Genomic DNA, 18,616 nt, shown 5'->3' with positions numbered 1-18,616 from the left:
TGGTTTGTTTTTTATTTTAACAAGTGCTTGATTTTTAAATTATTTTTATAGTTAATTTTCTTTATTTTGAATTTTTATTCATTTAATTGTATTAATGGTTATTAATTTAATTTTTATCGTTGTTTTTCGCTGTTTTAATGTGAAATTTGACCATTTGGTCCACTTTTTATCGTTCCAGTCAGCTTTTTTCGAACTCAAGGAAGCGCAAGCGTTTTCTATCGTCACTTAGTTGATCTTTTTGCCTGTTAAACAGAATAACTTCCTTATAATGTGCAAAATAACATAAAAAATACCCTCTTTAAGTTGACTTTTATCCGGCTTAACTTCAGAATGCCGCCGTTTGCCAGAAATCCACGGGTAAGCAAATTTGCATTGCTTCATACTGACTGAATGAATTAATATGCAAATAAAGTGAGTGAATATTCTCTGGAGGGTGTTTTGATTAAGTCAGCGCTATTGGTTCTGGAAGACGGAACCCAGTTTCACGGTCGGGCCATTGGGGCAACGGGTTCGGCGGTTGGGGAAGTCGTTTTCAATACTTCAATGACCGGTTATCAAGAAATCCTCACTGATCCTTCCTATTCCCGCCAAATCGTCACTCTTACTTATCCCCATATTGGTAATGTCGGCACCAATGAAGCCGATGAAGAATCTTCTCAGGTACATGCACAAGGTCTGGTAATTCGCGACCTGCCGCTGATTGCCAGCAACTTCCGTAACACCGAAGACCTCTCTTCTTACCTCAAACGGCATAACATTGTGGCGATTGCTGATATCGATACCCGCAAGCTGACGCGTCTGCTGCGTGAGAAAGGTGCACTGAACGGCTGCATCATTGCAGGCGATAGCCCGGATGCGAAGCTGGCGCTGGAAAAAGCGAAAGCATTTCCTGGACTGAACGGTATGGATCTGGCGAAAGAAGTGACCACGGCGGAAACTTACCGCTGGACGCAGGGTAGCTGGACGCTGAAAGACGGTTTACCGGAAGCGAAATCTGAGGATGACCTGCCGTTCCACGTGGTGGCCTACGATTTTGGCGCCAAGCGCAACATCCTGCGCATGCTGGCGGATCGCGGCTGCCGCCTGACGGTGGTACCAGCGCAGACCTCTGCTGAAGAGGTGCTGAAAATGAATCCGGACGGCATCTTCCTGTCAAACGGCCCTGGCGATCCGGCCCCGTGCGACTACGCGATTACTGCTATCCAGAAATTCCTCGAAACCGACATTCCGGTATTTGGCATCTGCCTCGGCCATCAACTGCTGGCGCTGGCGAGCGGTGCGAAGACCGTTAAGATGAAGTTCGGCCATCACGGCGGCAACCATCCGGTAAAAGATATGGACAGAAACGTGGTGATGATCACCGCGCAGAACCACGGCTTTGCGGTGGATGAAGACTCGCTGCCAGCCAACCTGCGCGTGACCCACAAGTCGCTGTTCGACGGCACCCTGCAGGGCATTCACCGTACCGATAAACCGGCGTTCAGCTTCCAGGGCCACCCGGAAGCCAGCCCCGGCCCGCACGATGCTGCACCGCTGTTCGACCACTTTATCGAGCTTATTGAGCAATACCGTCAGTCCGCGAAATAATCAGGAGTAATAAGAGCCATGCCAAAACGTACAGATATAAAAAGCATCCTGATTCTGGGCGCGGGCCCGATTGTTATCGGTCAGGCGTGTGAGTTTGACTACTCCGGCGCTCAGGCGTGTAAAGCGCTGCGCGAAGAGGGTTACCGCGTCATTCTGGTGAACTCCAACCCGGCCACCATCATGACCGACCCGGAAATGGCCGATGCCACCTACATCGAGCCGATTCACTGGGAAGTGGTACGCAAAATCATCGAAAAAGAGCGTCCGGATGCGGTGCTGCCGACCATGGGCGGCCAGACGGCGCTGAACTGCGCGCTGGAGCTGGAGCGGCAGGGCGTGCTCGAAGAGTTCGGCGTCACCATGATTGGCGCCACCGCCGACGCCATTGATAAAGCCGAAGACCGTCGTCGCTTCGATATCGCGATGAAGAAAATTGGTCTCGACACCGCGCGTTCCGGTATCGCGCACACTATGGAAGAAGCGCTGGCGGTTGCCGCTGATGTGGGCTTCCCGTGCATCATCCGTCCGTCCTTTACCATGGGCGGCACCGGTGGCGGTATCGCTTACAACCGTGAAGAGTTCGAAGAAATCTGCGAACGCGGTCTGGACCTCTCGCCAACCAACGAGCTGCTGATTGATGAATCGCTGATCGGCTGGAAAGAGTACGAGATGGAAGTGGTGCGTGATAAAAACGACAACTGCATCATCGTCTGCTCTATCGAAAACTTCGACGCAATGGGTATCCATACTGGGGACTCGATCACCGTGGCCCCGGCACAGACGCTGACCGACAAAGAATACCAAATCATGCGTAACGCCTCGATGGCGGTACTGCGTGAAATCGGCGTCGAAACCGGCGGTTCTAACGTCCAGTTCGCAGTGAACCCGAAAAACGGTCGTCTGATCGTTATCGAAATGAACCCGCGCGTCTCCCGCTCCTCGGCGCTGGCGTCGAAAGCCACCGGCTTCCCGATTGCCAAAGTGGCCGCCAAACTGGCGGTGGGTTATACCCTCGACGAGCTGATGAACGACATCACCGGTGGCCGTACACCGGCCTCCTTCGAGCCGTCTATCGACTACGTTGTCACCAAAATTCCGCGCTTTAACTTCGAGAAATTCGCCGGTGCCAACGACCGTCTGACCACCCAGATGAAATCGGTCGGGGAAGTGATGGCGATTGGCCGCACGCAGCAGGAATCCCTGCAAAAAGCGCTGCGCGGCCTGGAAGTGGGCGCTACCGGCTTCGACCCGAAAGTCAGCCTTGACGACCCGGAAGCTCTGACCAAAATCCGCCGCGAGCTGAAAGATGCGGGCGCAGATCGTATCTGGTACATCGCCGATGCTTTCCGCGCAGGCTTGTCTGTGGATGGCGTGTTCAACCTGACCAACATTGACCGCTGGTTCCTGGTGCAGATTGAAGAGCTGGTGCGTCTGGAAGAGAAAGTGGCTGAAGTCGGGATTACCGGCCTCAACGCCGACTTCCTGCGTCAGCTGAAGCGTAAAGGGTTTGCCGATGCGCGTCTGGCGAAACTGGCGGGCGTGCGCGAGGCGGAAATCCGCAAGCTACGCGACCAGTATGACCTGCACCCGGTCTACAAGCGTGTGGATACCTGCGCGGCGGAATTCGCCACCGATACCGCCTATATGTACTCCACTTATGAAGATGAGTGCGAAGCGAACCCGTCCGTTGATCGCGATAAAATCATGGTCCTCGGCGGCGGCCCGAACCGTATCGGCCAGGGCATCGAATTCGACTACTGCTGCGTACACGCCTCGCTGGCGCTGCGCGAAGACGGTTACGAGACCATTATGGTCAACTGTAACCCGGAAACTGTCTCTACCGACTACGACACTTCCGACCGCCTGTACTTCGAGCCGGTGACGCTGGAAGACGTGCTGGAAATCGTGCGTATCGAGAAGCCGAAAGGCGTTATCGTGCAGTACGGCGGCCAGACGCCGCTGAAGCTGGCGCGCGCGCTGGAAGCGGCAGGCGTGCCGGTTATCGGCACCAGCCCGGACGCCATCGACCGCGCGGAAGACCGTGAACGCTTCCAGCATGCGGTTGACCGTCTGAAGCTGAAGCAACCGGCCAACGCCACCGTCACCGCCATTGAACAAGCGGTTGAGAAGGCGAAAGAAATTGGCTACCCGCTGGTGGTACGTCCGTCTTACGTGCTGGGCGGTCGGGCGATGGAAATTGTCTACGACGAAGCCGACCTGCGTCGCTACTTCCAGACAGCGGTCAGCGTCTCTAACGATGCGCCGGTACTGCTGGACCGCTTCCTTGATGACGCGGTTGAAGTGGACGTGGACGCTATCTGCGACGGCGAAATGGTGCTGATTGGCGGCATTATGGAGCACATTGAGCAGGCTGGCGTACACTCCGGCGACTCCGCCTGTTCCCTGCCAGCCTACACGCTGAGCCAGGAAATTCAGGACGTGATGCGCCAGCAGGTGCAGAAGCTGGCTTTCGAGTTGCAGGTGCGCGGCCTGATGAACGTGCAGTTTGCGGTGAAAGACAACGAAGTCTATCTGATTGAAGTCAACCCGCGCGCGGCGCGTACCGTACCGTTCGTCTCCAAAGCCACCGGCGTGCCGCTGGCGAAAGTGGCGGCGCGCGTGATGGCCGGCAAATCGCTGACCGAGCAGGGCGTGACCCAAGAAATTATCCCGCCGTACTACTCGGTGAAAGAAGTGGTGCTGCCGTTCAACAAATTCCCCGGCGTTGACCCTCTGTTAGGGCCAGAAATGCGCTCCACCGGGGAAGTGATGGGCGTGGGCCGTACCTTCGCGGAAGCGTTCGCTAAGGCACAGTTGGGCAGTAACTCCACGATGAAGAAACAGGGCCGTGCGCTGCTCTCCGTTCGCGAAGGCGACAAAGAGCGCGTGGTGGATCTCGCGGCCAAGCTGCTGAAACAGGGCTTTGAGCTGGATGCCACTCACGGTACGGCGATTGTGCTGGGCGAAGCCGGTATCAACCCGCGTCTGGTGAATAAGGTGCATGAAGGTCGTCCGCACATTCAGGACCGCATCAAGAATGGCGAATATACCTATATCATCAATACCACCGCAGGCCGCCGCGCGATTGAAGACTCCAGGGTGATTCGTCGTAGCGCGCTGCAGTATAAAGTGCATTATGACACCACGCTGAACGGCGGTTTTGCCACGACGATGGCGCTCAATGCCGATGCCACCGAGAAGGTAACCTCGGTGCAGGAAATGCACGCGCAGATCAAAAAGTCGTAAATAAAGGGGCCGGTGGATATTGCTCTAACCGGACCTGTAATATAATTCTGAAAGGGTTTCTGTAAAGAAACCCTTTTTTTATCTTGCGTAAGGTCATTCCTGGAGAAGTCCGTTTCCGTAACCACATTTTCTATGTAATAAGCACGATATTGCTCACACTAATCAATATTTAAGTCGCATACTATCTTGCATATCCACAATTTTAATATGGCTTAGTTTTTATTAGTTTGGACAGGCCGTAGCCAGATTTTTAATTTGTGAAATGGTGTGCTTATGTGTGAAAAATATGTTGAAAGACCGCTTTATTTGTTAATTGCTGACTGGATGATGGCTGAGAACCGATGGATCACGGCCAGGGAGATTTCCCGTCAATTTGATATTGAACACTGCAAAGCAATTAATACGCTCTCCTATATTCTGTCAGAAGTGGGGGAAATTGTTTGTGAAGTGAAGATGATCCCTAACCAGATTGCAGGACGAGGCTGCCAGTGCCAGCGTCTGGTGAAAGTCGTGAGTATCGACTCTCAACTCTATCGCCGATTGAATCATAATTTGCAGGAAAGAAAAGTGAGCGTGGCGAAAGCGCCGCGACTGTCTGCCGTTCCCCCCACAGAGCTAAACCGTGAGCAGAAATGGCAGATGATGCTCTCCAAGAGTATGCGTCGATAATTGTCTGTTTACCTGCTGGCGGGGTAAACGGTAATTGACGCGTAGGCCGGATAAGCGTGAGCGCATCCGGCATCAATTACTGTGCTGATTTTGGCTTCACGTCCGTCGTGCCTTTCAGGCGCGGCCGGTTTTCTTCGACCTGCGTTAACGGCTTCGTTTCAGATAACCCCGTTCGACAACGGATCGCAAGATCCTGATATTCTTTAGTGTTGAGGCGTTTCCAGTGCAGCTCCTGATCCGTAACCTGGCGTAGTACGCGCGCCGGTGAACCCACCAGCAGTTGCCTTGCCTCACCCTGAAATCCGGCTTTGACAAAACTCATGGCGGCGACAATGCTCTCTTCGCCAATCACTGCGCCGTCCATAATGACGCTATTCATGCCGACCAGGGCGTCCCGTCCCACCACGCAGCCATGTAGAATAGCGCCGTGGCCGATATGGCCGTTTTCATGCACGATGGTATCGGTATCGCAGTAGCCATGCATAATGCAGCCATCCTGCAGATTAGATCCTGCCTCCAGGATCAGGCGACCATAATCCCCACGCAATGACGCGAGTGGGCCAATATAAACACCGGCGCCCACGATGACATCGCCAATCAGCACGGCGCTGGGATGGACAAACGCGTCCGGATGCACCACCGGGATCAGTCCTTCAAAGGCGTAATAGCTCATGGTTGTACCTCGGTTTTTTTGCCGGATGGCGGCGTAAACACCTTATCCGGCCTACGGTTGCGCATGTGCTGTAGGCCGGATAAGCGAAGCGCCATCCGGCATAGTCACATTAACGACCCTTCCACACCGGATCGCGTTTTTCGGCAAATGCCTGCGGTCCTTCGAGCGCATCTTCTGAATGCAGTACCGACGGATAATGTTTCAGCACGCCGCTGCGGATGTAGCGGTAGCCTTCTTCTACCGGCATTTCGCTGGTCGCGCGATAAATCTCTTTCAGCGCCGCGATAGCCAGCGGGGCGCTATTGACCAGTTGTTGCGCCAGTTCGCGCGCGCTCTCCATCAGTTCGCTCTGGCTGACAACGCGGTTCACGATCCCCCAACGCAGCGCTTCTTCGGCGCTCATTCGTCTGCCGGTCATCACCATTTCGTTGACGATAGCCGGTGGCAGCAGCTTAGGCAGACGCAATACGCCGCCGCTGTCAGGCACGATGCCGAGCTTTGCTTCCGGCAGCGCGAAGCTGGCGTTTTCGGCGCAGACAATAAAGTCCGCCGCCAGCGCCAGCTCAAAACCGCCGCCAAACGCGTAGCCGTTCACCGCGGCGATAACCGGCTTATCGAGGTCAAATATTTCGGTTAAACCGGCAAAGCCGCCGGGACCAAAATCGGCATCCGGCGCTTCACCTTCCGCTGCCGCTTTTAAGTCCCAGCCAGCAGAAAAGAATTTCTCCCCGCCGCCGGTAATGATTGCTACGCGTAATTCCGGATCGTCACGGAAATTAAGAAAAGCTTCACCCATTGCAAAGCTGGTTTTGGCGTCAATGGCATTCGCTTTAGGTCGGTCGAGGGTAATTTCCAGGATCGGGCCGTTACGGGTCAGATGTAATGACTCACTCATAGTTCATCTCCAGATAAATAGTTTTCCGGCGGGAGGGATTCCTGCCGGAAGGTTTATTTCAGATTTTTTTTGATTATTTTTCCTGAACAGTTGCGCGGCAGGTCGGTTCTGATCTCCATAAAAGAGGGAACCTTGAATTTCGCCATATTGTTTTCGCAGAAGCTGAAAAACTCGGCCTCGCTTAATGTTTCACCTTCATTAAGGACGATAAACGCTTTAATGGCTTCATCACGGATCGCATCTTTAATACCGACCACCACAATGTCCTGAATTTTCGGATGTGCAGAAATAATATTTTCCAGCTCGACGCAGGAGACATTTTCTCCGCCACGTTTAATCATGTTGCAGCGTCTGTCGACAAAATAGAAATAGCCATCCTCATCCTGGTAACCCGAATCACCGGTATGTAACCAGCCCTCTGGTTCCAGCGCCCTGGCGGTTGCCTCCGGCTGCATGTAATACTCTTTGAAGATAGTCTTGCCGGGGATGCCTTTAATACAGATTTCGCCAATTTCTCCGGCGGGCAGCGGGCGATTTTGATCGTCGCGAATTTCAGCTTCATAGCTAAAACCCACGCGACCAATGGAAGGCCAGCGCCGTTTGTCTCCGGGACGGTCGCCAATAATTCCGACAATGGTTTCAGTCATACCATAAGAGGTCAGCAGCCTGACGCCAAAGCGTTCGGTAAAGGCGTCTTTTTCCTGCGCGGATAGATTGAGATAGAACATCACTTCGCGCAGATGATGCTGCCTGTCCGTTGGTGCGGCGGGCTGGACCATCAGCGTGCGGATCATCATCGGAATGCACTCGGTCACCGTCGCCTGATATTTACGTACCTGATCCCAGAAGGCCCTGGCGCTGTACTTCTCCAGGAGCACAAAGGTGCTGCCGGCGGAAAAGGCTGGCATTGCGGCGGTACACTGGCAGTCGATATGAAAAGCGGGCATCACCGTCATGTACACGTCATCATCGCGCAGGGCGATTTGCCAGGCAGAGTAGTAGCCTGCAAAACGCAGGTTATAGTGGGTAATCACCACCCCTTTTGGACGCGAGGTGGTACCGGAGGTAAACAGAATTTCCGCCGTATCGTCAGTGGATAACGCGGGCGTATAGCACAGCGTGGCCGACTGGCGTGCTTGTAGTTGGGTAAAGTGACTCACGCCATCGTCAGCCGGAAGCTGCTCGCCAATCAGACAGATATGATTAAGCGGAGTGCTATTGTCCTGGCGTATTTCACGGTACATAGGATAAAACTGGACGCTGGTAACCAGCAGACTCACCTGGCTGTTTTGCAGGATCCAGGCGCTTTCTTCGCCCAGTAAGCGGGCATTAATCGGCACCATAATGGCGCCGATTTTTGCCAGTCCAAACCAGCAAAAGATGAATTCCGGACAGTTATCCAGATGCAGCGCGACCCTATCACCCTTGCGGATCCCTAAGGAGTAAAAAAGGTTCGCCGTGCGGTTAATCTCTTCATTGAGCGAGGCATAGCTAAACTGCCGAACGATTCCCTCACAGGATTCGAAAATTAACGCCGTTTTATCTCCGTACACCCCGGCCAGGTCGTCCCACATCTGACGTAAGTTTTGTCCGCCAACGATATCCATATTGCTTTATCCACTGAAATCAGGCGTGAGCGCTAACCGGAAAACCGATTAGCGCATCGCGTTTAATCCTCAACTTTGGCCAGGCCTTTGCCGACCAGTTCCTTAATATCTGCTTCGCTATAACCAATGTTTTTCAGAATGGCGGCGGTATCCATGCCGTGTGATGGCATGCCACGCCAGATTTTCCCCGGGTTGTTTTTAAATTTCGGCATGATGTTCGGCCCTTTACAGGTGCGACCGTCCATTGTTTGCCACTGAGTAATCGATTCGCGGGCAACGTACTGCGGATTACCTTCCAGTTCCGGAATGGTGAGCACCTTCGCACAGGCGATATTCAGCTCAGCAAAACGCGCCTGAACGTCGGCGATGGTGTGTGTTGCCAGCCAGGCGTCCAGTTTCTCTTCGACGAGCGGGCCGTAAGGGCATTCCACGCGATGGATGAGCTGCGTGCCTTCCGGAACTTCCGGCGTACCGAGAATGTGGGCCAGGCCAATATCTTTAAAGCACTCGTTGATTTGCGTGATGCCGACCAACTCCATGACGATGTAACCATCGGCGCATTTATACAGGCCGCAACCGGCGTAGTAGGGGTCTTTCCCTTTCGTCATACGTGGACAGATTTCGCCGCCGTTGAAGTAGTCCATCATGAAATACTGACCCATGCGCAGCATCACTTCGTACATGGCGATATCGATGCTTTCACCTTTACCCGTTTCGCGTACTTTGTGCAGGGCTGCCAGCGCGGCTGTCGTCGCGGTCATCCCGGAGAAGTAATCGGCGGTATACGGGAAGGCTGGCATCGGCTGATCAACGTCGCCGTTTTGGATCAGATAACCACTGAATGCCTGCGCGATGGTGTTATACGCCGGAAGATTGGTGTACTCCTCGGTACCATACTGGCCGAAGCCGGAAAGGTGGGCAATGACCAGTTTCGGGTTATGTTCCCACAGCACTTCATCAGTAATACCGCGGCGGGCAAAGGCCGGGCCTTTACTGGCTTCAATGAAAATATCGGTGGTTTCCATCAGTTTCAGAAACGCTTCCCGACCTTCATCTTTGAAAATATTCAGCGACAGGGCGTGCAGGTTGCGGCGTGAGAGCTGCGGGTAGTTAGGCTGTACGCGGATGGTATCGGCCCATGCGACGTTTTCAATCCAGATAACCTCGGCGCCCCATTCGGCGAACATCTGTCCGGCGAATGGACCGGCGATTTCGATTCCTGAAAAAACAACGCGTACCCCAGCAAGCGGGCCAAAGGTTGGCATTGGTAAATGATTCATCATTTTTCTCCTGGCATTTTTTGCGGTATGTAGGCCGGATAAGCACAGCGCCATCCGGCATGATTGCCTGATGGCGACGCCCCGCGTCTTATCAGGCCTACAAGGGATCGATTAGCGGTATTGCTTAAGTACCGCACGACCCAACGTCAGGATCTGCATTTCATCAGAACCACCAGAAACACGGTCAACGCGCAGGTCACGCCAGAAACGCGTGATGCGGTGGTTGCCCGCGATACCAACACCTCCCAGTACCTGCATGGCGGTGTCTACCACTTCAAACGCGGCGTTGGCGCAGAAGTATTTGCACATTGCCGCGTCGCCGGAGGTAATAGTCCCGTTATCTGCTTTCCACGCGGCTTCCAGCAGCATATTTTTCATGGAGTTCAGTTTGATCGCCATATGCGCAAACTTCTCCTGAATCAGCTGGAAACGGCCAATAGCTTCACCAAACTGCACGCGCTGATTCGCGTAACGCGCAGCGTCTTCAAAAGCGCACATTGCGGTACCGTAGTTGGTCAGCGCGACGAGGAAGCGCTCATGGTCAAACTCTTCTTTCACGCGGTTGAAGCCGTTACCTTCCCGACCGAACATGTCTTTCTCGTCCAGTTCAACGTCGTCAAAGGTGATTTCACAGCAGCTGTCCATGCGCAGACCGAGTTTCTCCAGTTTGTTGACCTTGATACCTGCTTTGCTCATGTCCACAAACCACTCGGTGTAAACCGGTTTATCCGGCGATGCACCGTCTCTCGCCATGACCACGATGTACGGGGTATAGGCGCTACTGGTGATAAAGCACTTACTGCCATTGAGATAAACCTTACCATTTTTGCGTGTATAAGTGGTTTTCAGACTACCAACATCCGATCCCGCTCCCGGTTCGGTGATAGCAGAGTTCCACATCTGCTTACCGGTGCCCCGGAAGGCCATGATTTTATCAATTTGCTCCTGAGTTCCTTCACGCAGGAAAGTGTTAAAACCTCCCGGCAATTGGTACAACACGTAAGTTGGCGCGCCAAGACGTCCCAGCTCCATCCAGACGGCAGCGACGGTAACAAAACCCGCTTCCAGACCGCCGTGTTCTTCCGGGATCAGCAGGCTATCAATACCCATATCCGCCAGTGCTTTTACAAAACGCTCAGGGTAGACGCTGTCACGATCGCACTCGGCAAAATAAGCTTCCCAGTTCTCACTGGCCATCAGTTCGCGAATACCGGCGACAAACAGCTCCTGTTCGTCATTTAAGTTGAAATCCATCTTTCAGCCTCTTGATCAATTGGGTTAATAAGAATTACTTGTCTTTCCAGTGCACTTTGGCGTCTTTAATAAAGGACAGCGTCACCATAATGTTGACGAAGAACAGCGGGCATCCTCCGGCGATAATCGCGGTCTGAATCGGCTTCAACCCACCCAGCGCCAGCAGAACGATACCGATGATGCCGACCAGCACCGACCAGCCGATACGCACTAACAGAGGCGGCTCTTCACCATCGCGAACTTCACGACAGGTCGACATCGCCAGGGTGTAAGAGCAGGCGTTAATCAGCGTGACGGTGGCAATAAAGCAGAGGATGAAGAAGCCCCACATGGTGGCGGTGCTGAGCGGCAAGGCGGCCCAGGTTTCGATAATGGCGCGCGCCACGCCGTGTTGTTCAATCAACTGCGGAATGTTGAGGATGTTTTTATCCATCAGCAGCAGCGTGTTGCTGCCCAGCACTGTCCACAGGATCCAGGTAGACGCGGTCAGACCCATCACCATCCCGAAGCACAGTTCACGTACGGTACGACCACGGGAAATACGGGCCAGGAAGATACTCATCTGGATGGCGTAAATAACCCACCACGCCCAGTAGAAAACAGTCCAGCCCTGTGGGAAGCCGCCTTTACCGATGGCGTCGGTATAGAACAGCATCCGTGGCAGGTGCATTAACAGCATCCCGACGGAGTCGGTGAAGTAGTTCATGATGAAGCTGGCGCCGCTGACGATAAACACCCAGCCGAGCATCAGGAAGCTCAGGTAGCTACGCACATCGCTGGCGATTCTGACCCCTTTTTGCAGGCCGCAGGCCACGCAAATCGCGTTCAGAATGATCCAGCAGGTAATGATGATGGCATCCAATTGCAGCGTATGCGGAATACCGAACAGCCATTGCATACACTCGGTGACCAGCGGGGTAGCCAGACCGAGACTGGTGCCCATCGCGAAGATCAGCGCCACCAGGTAGAAGTTATCGACGATGGTACCGAACAACCCTTTCGCATGCTTTTCACCGACGAGCGGTACCAGCGTGGAGCTGGGACGGATGACATCCATCTTGCGTACAAAGAAGAAGTAGGCGAAGGCCACGGAAAGGAAGCTATAGGTTGCCCACGGTAGCGGCCCCCAGTGGAACAGGCTGTACGCCAGACCTATCTCTTTCGCGCCGGTGGAATTGGGTTCCAGGCCGAACGGCGGGGTGGAGATATAGTAGTAGATCTCAATAGAGCCCCAGAACAGAACCGCAGCGGATGTACAGGAGGCGAACATCATGAAAATCCAGCTGGCGGTGCTAAACTCCGGTTTTTCGTCACCTAATCTCTTTTTGGCATAGGGGCCAAAAACCAGCCAGAACCAGCCGAAGAGCATGACGACCATATACCATTCAAATGCCCAACCCCAGACGTTGGTGACATAACTGAATACCGCATTAATAACGACGTTAGCGGCATCAAGATCTCTGACTGTTAGCCAGCAAAGTATCCCGACAATTATTAATGGCGGAAAAAAAACCTTCGGTTCAATTCCCGATTTTTTCTTTTCATTTTTCATAAGTGAATTCCAGTGTGAAAACGAAATTTATTTAGCGTGCCAGTCCATGAACGTTTGTTTATTTATTATTAATGATTTGTTGATAAGTTTTTAACCTCTGGGACGCCTCAATGAGTAACTCATGATGGGTATTCACTTCGGGTGATTCTGTTATCTTCGTCACACTTTTTTGCGTTGATTATTTTGTGTCTAAATTTTGATTTTTGCTTTATTTATCAATTTGTTGGTTGTGGTTTTTTAACTTTTTTAAGTATCTGACGTTCAATATTGTTGAGCCAGCAAACAATATTGAAAATTTTCATATTTGGCATATTTCTTTCAATATTGGTGAGGTGCGTAACACTATTGAAAGTTACGAATATCAATGTGTGACATTTTCAATATTGGTGATTAAGGTTTTATTTCCGAATTAAAGAGCGTGATATCTGTATTTAACACCGCCGATATAAATACGTTTCCTTCATGATTTCTGGAGATGCAATGAAGATAATTACTTGCTACAAATGCGTACCTGATGAGCAGGATATTGCGATTAATAATGCTGACGGAACACTCGATTTCAGCAAAGCGGATAGCAAAATCAGCCAATATGATCTGAATGCAATTGAAGCTGCTTGCCAGTTAAAACAGCAGTTGGGAGACGCTCAGGTTGTCGCCATGAGCGTTGGCGGCAAAGCGCTGACTAATGCAAAAGGGCGCAAAGATGTCCTCTCTCGTGGCCCTGATGAACTGATTGTGGTCATTGACGATCAATTTGAGCAGGCGCTGCCGCAACACACCGCTACCGCGCTGGCCGCTGCCGCGCAAAAATCAGGTTTCGATCTGCTTATCTGCGGCGACGGTTCTTCCGATCTTTATGCTCAGCAGGTTGGTTTGCTGGTGGGCGAAGCGTTGAACATTCCGGCGATTAACGGCGTGAGTAAGATCCTCTCTCTTACCGACAGCACATTGACGGTAGAACGCGAACTGGAAGATGAAGTTGAAACGCTGAGCATCCCGCTCCCGGCGGTGATCGCGGTTTCCACCGACATTAACACCCCACAAATCCCTTCGATGAAAGCCATTCTTGGCGCGGCGAAAAAAACGGTTCAGGTCTGGTCGCCTGCGGATATCGGGCTGAACAGCGTACCCGCGTATTCCGCACAACAGGTTGCCGCACCGAAGCAGCGCGAGCGTCAGCGTGTGGTGATTGAAGGTGACGGTGAAGAACAAATCGCCGCGTTTGTCGAGAATCTGCGCAAAATCATTTAATTATCAGGGGATGTTATGAACAAATTTTCCAGTGTCTGGGTATTCAGCGATACCCCTTCTCGTCTGCCCGAACTGATGAGTGGCGCGCAGGCTGTAGGTGAAAAAGTTAACGCGTTCGTACTGAACGAAGCGGATAGCGCGACAGCATGTCACTTAGGCGCGGATCATGTCTGGCTGCTCAGCGGCAAACCAGAAGACCGCATGATCGAAGACTACGCTGCTGCGATGGCTGAGACTATTCGTCAGCATAGCGAGGGCGGCGCGGTGCTGCTGCCGAATACGCGTCGGGGCAAGCTGTTGGCGGCAAAGCTGGGCTATCGCTTGTCGGCTGCGGTTTCCAACGACGCCAGCGACGTCGCCCTGCAGGATGGAAAAGCGGCGGTTAAACATATGGTCTACGGCGGTCTGGCGATAGGGGCAGAGACCATCGCTTCGCCGTTTGCCGTGATCACACTCAGCAGCGGAACGTTTGACGCACAACAACCGGATGCTTCCCGCAGCGGCGAGATGCACACCGTGCAGTGGCAGGCTCCGGCCACTGCCGTGACCCGCACCGCAACCCAGGCGCGTCAGAGCAACAGCGTTGACCTCGACAAAGCGCGTCTGGTGGTCAGCGTGGGACGCGGCATCGGCAGCAAAGAGAATATCTCGCTGGCCGAAGCGCTGTGCCAGACGATTGGCGCCGAGCTGGCCTGTTCTCGCCCGGTGGCGGAAAACGAGAAGTGGATGGAGCACGAGCGCTACGTCGGTATCTCCAACCTGATGCTCAAGCCTGAACTGTATCTGGCGGTGGGGATCTCCGGGCAGATCCAACACATGGTCGGCGCCAACGGCGCGCAGACGATTTTCGCCATCAACAAAGATAAAAACGCGCCAATCTTCCAGTATGCGGATTTTGGCATCGTTGGCGATGCGCTGAAGATCCTGCCTGCGCTGACGGCTGCCTTAGCGCGATAAACCATTTCGGGCAGGATGCGAAGGTATCCTGCCGCTGACAGGAGTACGTATGTCCGAAGATATCTTTGATGCCATCATCGTGGGTGCAGGTCTGGCCGGTTCGGTTGCGGCGCTGGTGCTTGCTCGCGAAGGTGCACAGGTGCTGGTTATCGAGCGCGGCAATTCTGCTGGCGCGAAGAATGTCACCGGTGGGCGTTTGTATGCACATAGCCTGGAACGCATCATTCCCGGCTTTGCGGATCAGGCCCCCATTGAACGCATGATCACCCACGAAAAACTCGCCTTTATGACCGACAAAGGGGCGATGACGATGGATTATTGCAACGGCGAGGACGCCGCATCGTCGCAAGTTTCTTATTCCGTTTTGCGCAGTAAATTTGACGCCTGGCTGATGGAGCAGGCCGAAGAGGCGGGGGCGCAACTGATCACCGGTATTCGCGTCGATAACGTCGTTCAGCGTGATGGCAACGTCGTGGGCGTGGAAGCCGATGGCGATATTCTGGAAGCCAAAGTCGTAATCCTCGCTGACGGGGTGAATTCTCTGCTGGCTGAAAAGCTGGGCATGGCCAAACGCGTTGAGGCATCACATGTTGCCGTCGGCGTGAAGGAACTGATCGAATTGCCGAAGTCGGTCATTGAAGATCGTTTCCAGCTACAGGGCAACGAAGGTGCCGCCTGTCTGTTTGCCGGAGCGCCAACCGATGGTCTGATGGGCGGTGGCTTCCTGTATACGAATGAAACAACCCTTTCCCTGGGGCTGGTCTGCGGTCTTCATCATTTGAAAGACGCGAAAAAATCGGTCCCGCAAATGCTGGAAGATTTCAAACAGCATCCGGCAGTTGCGCCGCTGATCGCCGGTGGCAAGCTGGTGGAATATGCCGCGCACGTTGTACCCGAGGCGGGAATGAATATGCAGCCTGAACTGGTGGGCGATGGCGTACTGATTGCCGGGGATGCTGCCGGCATGTGTATGAACCTCGGCTTTACCATCCGTGGTATGGATCTCGCCATATCCGCAGGCGAAGCGGCGGCGAAGACGGTGCTTTCGGCGATGAAGCGCGACGATTTTAGCAAGCAGTCGTTGGGGGAATACCGTCAGCATCTGGACGAAGGTCCGATGCGCGATATGCGCATGTATCAGAAACTACCGGCTTTTCTTGATAATCCCCGCATGTTTACCGCCTATCCCGAAATGGCGGTCAATATCGCGCGCGACCTGTTCACCGTGGATGGCTCCGCTCCGGTGCCGATGCGTAAAAAAATCCTGCGCCATGCGAAGAAAGTGGGCTTCATCAATCTGATGAAAGATGGCCTGAAAGGAGTGACCGTATTATGACATCTCCCGTTAATGTGGACGTCAAACTGGGCGTCAATAAGTTCAATGTGGATGAAGATAGCCCGCACATCATTCTCAAAACCGATCCTGATAAACAGGCGCTGGAGGTGCTGATTAAGGCCTGTCCGGCGGGATTGTATAAAAAGCAGGACGACGGCAGCGTTCGTTTTGATTACGCCGGGTGCCTGGAGTGCGGAACGTGCCGGATCCTCGGCCTTGATACGGCGCTGGAAAAATGGGAATACCCGCGCGGGACGTTTGGCGTGGAGTTCCGCTACGGCTAATAAGTACGAAGTTGTGCCCCCGTAGGCCGGATAAGATGCGGTAGCGTCGCCATCCGGCAATCATGTGGCGCCAATGCCGGATGGCGGCGGAAACGCCTTATCCGGCCTACAGATGCGCTTTGCCCGTGTTGAAACAGGACATCACCATGCAGCAGCCCAGGAACTTTGATGACCTTAAATTCTCCTCCATTCATCGCAGAATTATGCTGTGGGGAAGCGGCGGCCCGTTCCTTGATGGCTACGTGCTGGTGATCATTGGCGTGGCGCTGGAACAACTGACGCCGCTATTGCACCTTGATGCTGAATGGATTGGCGCGCTCGGCGCGGCTACGCTTGCCGGACTGTTTATCGGCACCTCGTTGTTTGGCTATATTTGCGATAAAGTCGGGCGGCGTAAAATGTTCCTGCTTGATATTATCGCTATCGGCGTTATCTCCGTGGCGACCATGTTTGTTTCCACGCCGCTTGAATTGCTGGTGATGCGCGTTTTAATTGGCATTGTTATCGGCGCGGATTACCCTATCGCCACTTCCATGATTACGGAGTTTTCCAACACCCGCCAGCGCGCGTTCTCCATCGGTTTTATCGCCGCGATGTGGTACGTCGGCGCGACCTGCGCCAACCTGGTGGGTTACTGGCTGTATGACATGGAAGGCGGCTGGCGCTGGATGCTTGGCAGCGCCTTTATCCCGTGCTTAATCATTTTGATTGGCCGATTTGACCTGCCGGAATCACCACGCTGGCTATTGCGAAAAGGACGGGTAAAAGAGTGCGAACAAATGATGATCAAACTGTTCGGCGAACCGGTCTGCTTTGACGATGAGCCGCCGCAGGAGACCCGCTTCCTGCAACTGTTTAATCGCCGTCATTTCCCGTTTGTACTGTTCGTTGCGGCTATCTGGACCTGTCAGGTAATCCCGATGTTCGCTATCTATACCTTTGGGCCGCAGATCGTCGGGTTACTCGGCTGGGAGCAGGGGCGCAACGCGGCGCTCGGCAATGTGGTGATTAGCCTCTTTTTTATGCTGGGCTGTATACCGGCGATGTTCTGGCTAAACAGTATTGGCCGTCGCCCTCTGCTTATTGGCAGCTTCGCCATGATGACTATCGCGCTGGCGCTGCTGGGGCTGGTGTCAAATCTGGGCATCATACTGGTCGTGGTGGCGTTTGCGGTATACGCCTTCTTTTCCGGCGGGCCGGGCATACTGCAATGGCTTTATCCTAATGAACTCTTCCCGACGGATATTCGCGCTTCGGCCGTGGGGGTCATCATGTCATTAAGCCGCATCGGAACCATTGTCTCCACCTGGGCATTACCGATTTTTATTACTCGTTACGGCATTAATAACGTCATGCTGATTGGCGCGTTGATTTCGTTAGTCGGGCTTGGCGTATCGGTGATGTTTGCCCCGGAAACTCGCGGCTTGACGCTAACACAGACCGGAAACATGACTTTGCGCGGAACGCCATCGGATAACCCTCGTTAAGAGTGTTCTGCATTTCTCCCTACTTTTCGCCAATAACGCTACAGTTAACAGTCACATGCTAAAACAACTGAAAAGCAGGGAGAACACCATGCAAAAACGTCTTATGACCGCACTGTTTACCGCAGCAACACTATTCACCGTCGCAGGATGCTCTTCTAACCAGGCGGTTGAAACCACGGATGGCAAAACTATTGTCACCGACGGGAAACCCGAGGTCGATAACGATACCGGTATGGTGTCTTACAAAAACGCCGCCACCGGGAAAACCGAACAGATTAACCGCGATCAGCTGAAAAATATGAGCGAGCTGGATAATTAATTCAATTTTTTCTGATTAGCCGCTCAATAATATTCTCTCTTTATGCGCATCCATTTATTCCCATGCGAATAAACGGATGCCTGAACAGGCAGGGACGCCGGAAAACGTCGAAATACGTTAGACCATTCGCCCGTGTTCCCGCTTTCCCCACCGCGCTGTCCGCTTACATGAGGTTACACTCATCAACATTTCTCTGAACAGCGGCTCAACATTTCCCGG

Annotated in this window: 15 protein-coding genes; 9 read left to right on the top strand and 6 right to left on the bottom strand. The window is 53.3% G+C overall.

Translation table 11 applies throughout. The features are described from left to right. Window positions 1–438: 438 nt before the first annotated feature. The 3 genes from carA to caiF all read left to right on the top strand — a co-directional run bounded on the left by carA (window position 439) and on the right by caiF (window position 5,502). The gene (carA, locus tag J4645_RS14260; RefSeq protein WP_023214732.1) at window positions 439–1,587 is read left to right on the top strand and encodes a glutamine-hydrolyzing carbamoyl-phosphate synthase small subunit; all 1,149 of its coding nucleotides are present in this window, start codon (window positions 439–441) and stop codon (window positions 1,585–1,587) included. An 18-nt stretch (window positions 1,588–1,605) separates the two neighbouring features. Continuing rightward, window positions 1,606–4,833 (top strand): carbamoyl-phosphate synthase large subunit, encoded by a 3,228-nt coding sequence (gene carB / locus J4645_RS14255; protein WP_001126310.1) that lies wholly within the window; start codon window positions 1,606–1,608, stop codon window positions 4,831–4,833. Between the two features lie 273 nt (window positions 4,834–5,106). Continuing rightward, a complete protein-coding gene (caiF, locus tag J4645_RS14250) occupies window positions 5,107–5,502 on the top strand; it encodes a carnitine metabolism transcriptional regulator CaiF (RefSeq protein ID WP_000333324.1) in 396 nt (131 codons plus the stop codon). A gap of 76 nt (window positions 5,503–5,578) precedes the next feature. Here caiF and caiE read toward each other — a convergent pair whose 3' ends face one another. The 6 genes from caiE to caiT form a co-directional block, all read right to left on the bottom strand. Next, the gene (gene caiE, locus J4645_RS14245; protein WP_000122863.1) at window positions 5,579–6,175 is read right to left on the bottom strand and encodes a carnitine operon protein CaiE; all 597 of its coding nucleotides are present in this window, start codon (window positions 6,173–6,175) and stop codon (window positions 5,579–5,581) included. Window positions 6,176–6,284: 109 nt separating this feature from the next. Beyond that, window positions 6,285–7,070, bottom strand: coding sequence for a crotonobetainyl-CoA hydratase (gene caiD / locus J4645_RS14240; RefSeq protein ID WP_000004378.1), 786 nt, complete (start codon window positions 7,068–7,070; stop codon window positions 6,285–6,287). 53 nt (window positions 7,071–7,123) lie between these two features. Continuing rightward, the gene (gene caiC / locus J4645_RS14235) at window positions 7,124–8,677 is read right to left on the bottom strand and encodes a crotonobetaine/carnitine-CoA ligase (RefSeq protein ID WP_023214733.1); all 1,554 of its coding nucleotides are present in this window, start codon (window positions 8,675–8,677) and stop codon (window positions 7,124–7,126) included. A gap of 62 nt (window positions 8,678–8,739) precedes the next feature. After that, the gene (gene caiB / locus J4645_RS14230; RefSeq protein WP_001016212.1) at window positions 8,740–9,957 is read right to left on the bottom strand and encodes an L-carnitine CoA-transferase; all 1,218 of its coding nucleotides are present in this window, start codon (window positions 9,955–9,957) and stop codon (window positions 8,740–8,742) included. A gap of 111 nt (window positions 9,958–10,068) precedes the next feature. Then, window positions 10,069–11,211, bottom strand: coding sequence for a crotonobetainyl-CoA dehydrogenase (gene caiA / locus J4645_RS14225; protein ID WP_000347134.1), 1,143 nt, complete (start codon window positions 11,209–11,211; stop codon window positions 10,069–10,071). A gap of 34 nt (window positions 11,212–11,245) precedes the next feature. Next, a complete protein-coding gene (gene caiT, locus J4645_RS14220; protein WP_000787073.1) occupies window positions 11,246–12,763 on the bottom strand; it encodes an L-carnitine/gamma-butyrobetaine antiporter in 1,518 nt (505 codons plus the stop codon). Between the two features lie 480 nt (window positions 12,764–13,243). Between caiT and J4645_RS14215 the strand changes: the two genes are divergently transcribed. The 6 genes from J4645_RS14215 to J4645_RS14190 all read left to right on the top strand — a co-directional run bounded on the left by J4645_RS14215 (window position 13,244) and on the right by J4645_RS14190 (window position 18,397). Beyond that, window positions 13,244–14,014, top strand: coding sequence for an electron transfer flavoprotein FixA (locus tag J4645_RS14215; RefSeq protein WP_023214734.1), 771 nt, complete (start codon window positions 13,244–13,246; stop codon window positions 14,012–14,014). 15 nt (window positions 14,015–14,029) lie between these two features. Then, the gene (locus J4645_RS14210) at window positions 14,030–14,971 is read left to right on the top strand and encodes an electron transfer flavoprotein subunit alpha/FixB family protein (protein ID WP_001032188.1); all 942 of its coding nucleotides are present in this window, start codon (window positions 14,030–14,032) and stop codon (window positions 14,969–14,971) included. A 49-nt stretch (window positions 14,972–15,020) separates the two neighbouring features. Next, a complete protein-coding gene (locus J4645_RS14205; RefSeq protein ID WP_001287763.1) occupies window positions 15,021–16,307 on the top strand; it encodes an FAD-dependent oxidoreductase in 1,287 nt (428 codons plus the stop codon). Next, entirely contained in the window at window positions 16,304–16,591 is a 288-nt protein-coding gene (gene fixX, locus J4645_RS14200) for a ferredoxin-like protein FixX (RefSeq protein ID WP_000203736.1), read from the top strand. Before J4645_RS14205 ends, fixX begins: the two co-directional genes overlap by 4 nt. Before the next feature lie 146 nt (window positions 16,592–16,737). After that, window positions 16,738–18,078 carry an MFS transporter gene (locus J4645_RS14195; RefSeq protein WP_001187057.1) on the top strand — a complete coding sequence of 447 codons (1,341 nt, stop codon included), beginning with the start codon at window positions 16,738–16,740 and terminating at the stop codon, window positions 18,076–18,078. 88 nt (window positions 18,079–18,166) lie between these two features. After that, the gene (locus tag J4645_RS14190) at window positions 18,167–18,397 is read left to right on the top strand and encodes a YgdI/YgdR family lipoprotein (protein WP_001172089.1); all 231 of its coding nucleotides are present in this window, start codon (window positions 18,167–18,169) and stop codon (window positions 18,395–18,397) included. The last annotated feature ends 219 nt before the right edge of the window (window positions 18,398–18,616 follow it).

The organism is Salmonella sp. 32082101201600294FB01SM01 (assembly GCF_017572865.1).
Taxonomy (GTDB): Bacteria; Pseudomonadota; Gammaproteobacteria; order Enterobacterales; family Enterobacteriaceae; genus Salmonella; species Salmonella enterica.
Note: the sequence above shows the minus strand (reverse complement) of the source record. Positions and strands in the feature narration are given on the sequence as shown.

Excerpts from the sequence above, each read along its gene's own strand:
- J4645_RS14205 (WP_001287763.1), top strand. The coding sequence starts at position 15,021 with ATGTCCGAAGATATCTTTGATGCCATCATCGTGGGTGCAGGTCTGGCC.
- J4645_RS14190 (WP_001172089.1), top strand. The coding sequence starts at position 18,167 with ATGCAAAAACGTCTTATGACCGCACTGTTTACCGCAGCAACACTATTC.
- J4645_RS14195 (WP_001187057.1), top strand. The coding sequence starts at position 16,738 with ATGCAGCAGCCCAGGAACTTTGATGACCTTAAATTCTCCTCCATTCAT.
- caiT (WP_000787073.1), bottom strand. The coding sequence starts at position 12,763 with ATGAAAAATGAAAAGAAAAAATCGGGAATTGAACCGAAGGTTTTTTTT.
- J4645_RS14210 (WP_001032188.1), top strand. The coding sequence starts at position 14,030 with ATGAACAAATTTTCCAGTGTCTGGGTATTCAGCGATACCCCTTCTCGT.
- caiD (WP_000004378.1), bottom strand. The coding sequence starts at position 7,070 with ATGAGTGAGTCATTACATCTGACCCGTAACGGCCCGATCCTGGAAATT.
- carB (WP_001126310.1), top strand. The coding sequence starts at position 1,606 with ATGCCAAAACGTACAGATATAAAAAGCATCCTGATTCTGGGCGCGGGC.
- caiA (WP_000347134.1), bottom strand. The coding sequence starts at position 11,211 with ATGGATTTCAACTTAAATGACGAACAGGAGCTGTTTGTCGCCGGTATT.
- caiB (WP_001016212.1), bottom strand. The coding sequence starts at position 9,957 with ATGAATCATTTACCAATGCCAACCTTTGGCCCGCTTGCTGGGGTACGC.
- caiE (WP_000122863.1), bottom strand. The coding sequence starts at position 6,175 with ATGAGCTATTACGCCTTTGAAGGACTGATCCCGGTGGTGCATCCGGAC.
- caiF (WP_000333324.1), top strand. The coding sequence starts at position 5,107 with ATGTGTGAAAAATATGTTGAAAGACCGCTTTATTTGTTAATTGCTGAC.
- fixX (WP_000203736.1), top strand. The coding sequence starts at position 16,304 with ATGACATCTCCCGTTAATGTGGACGTCAAACTGGGCGTCAATAAGTTC.
- caiC (WP_023214733.1), bottom strand. The coding sequence starts at position 8,677 with ATGGATATCGTTGGCGGACAAAACTTACGTCAGATGTGGGACGACCTG.
- J4645_RS14215 (WP_023214734.1), top strand. The coding sequence starts at position 13,244 with ATGAAGATAATTACTTGCTACAAATGCGTACCTGATGAGCAGGATATT.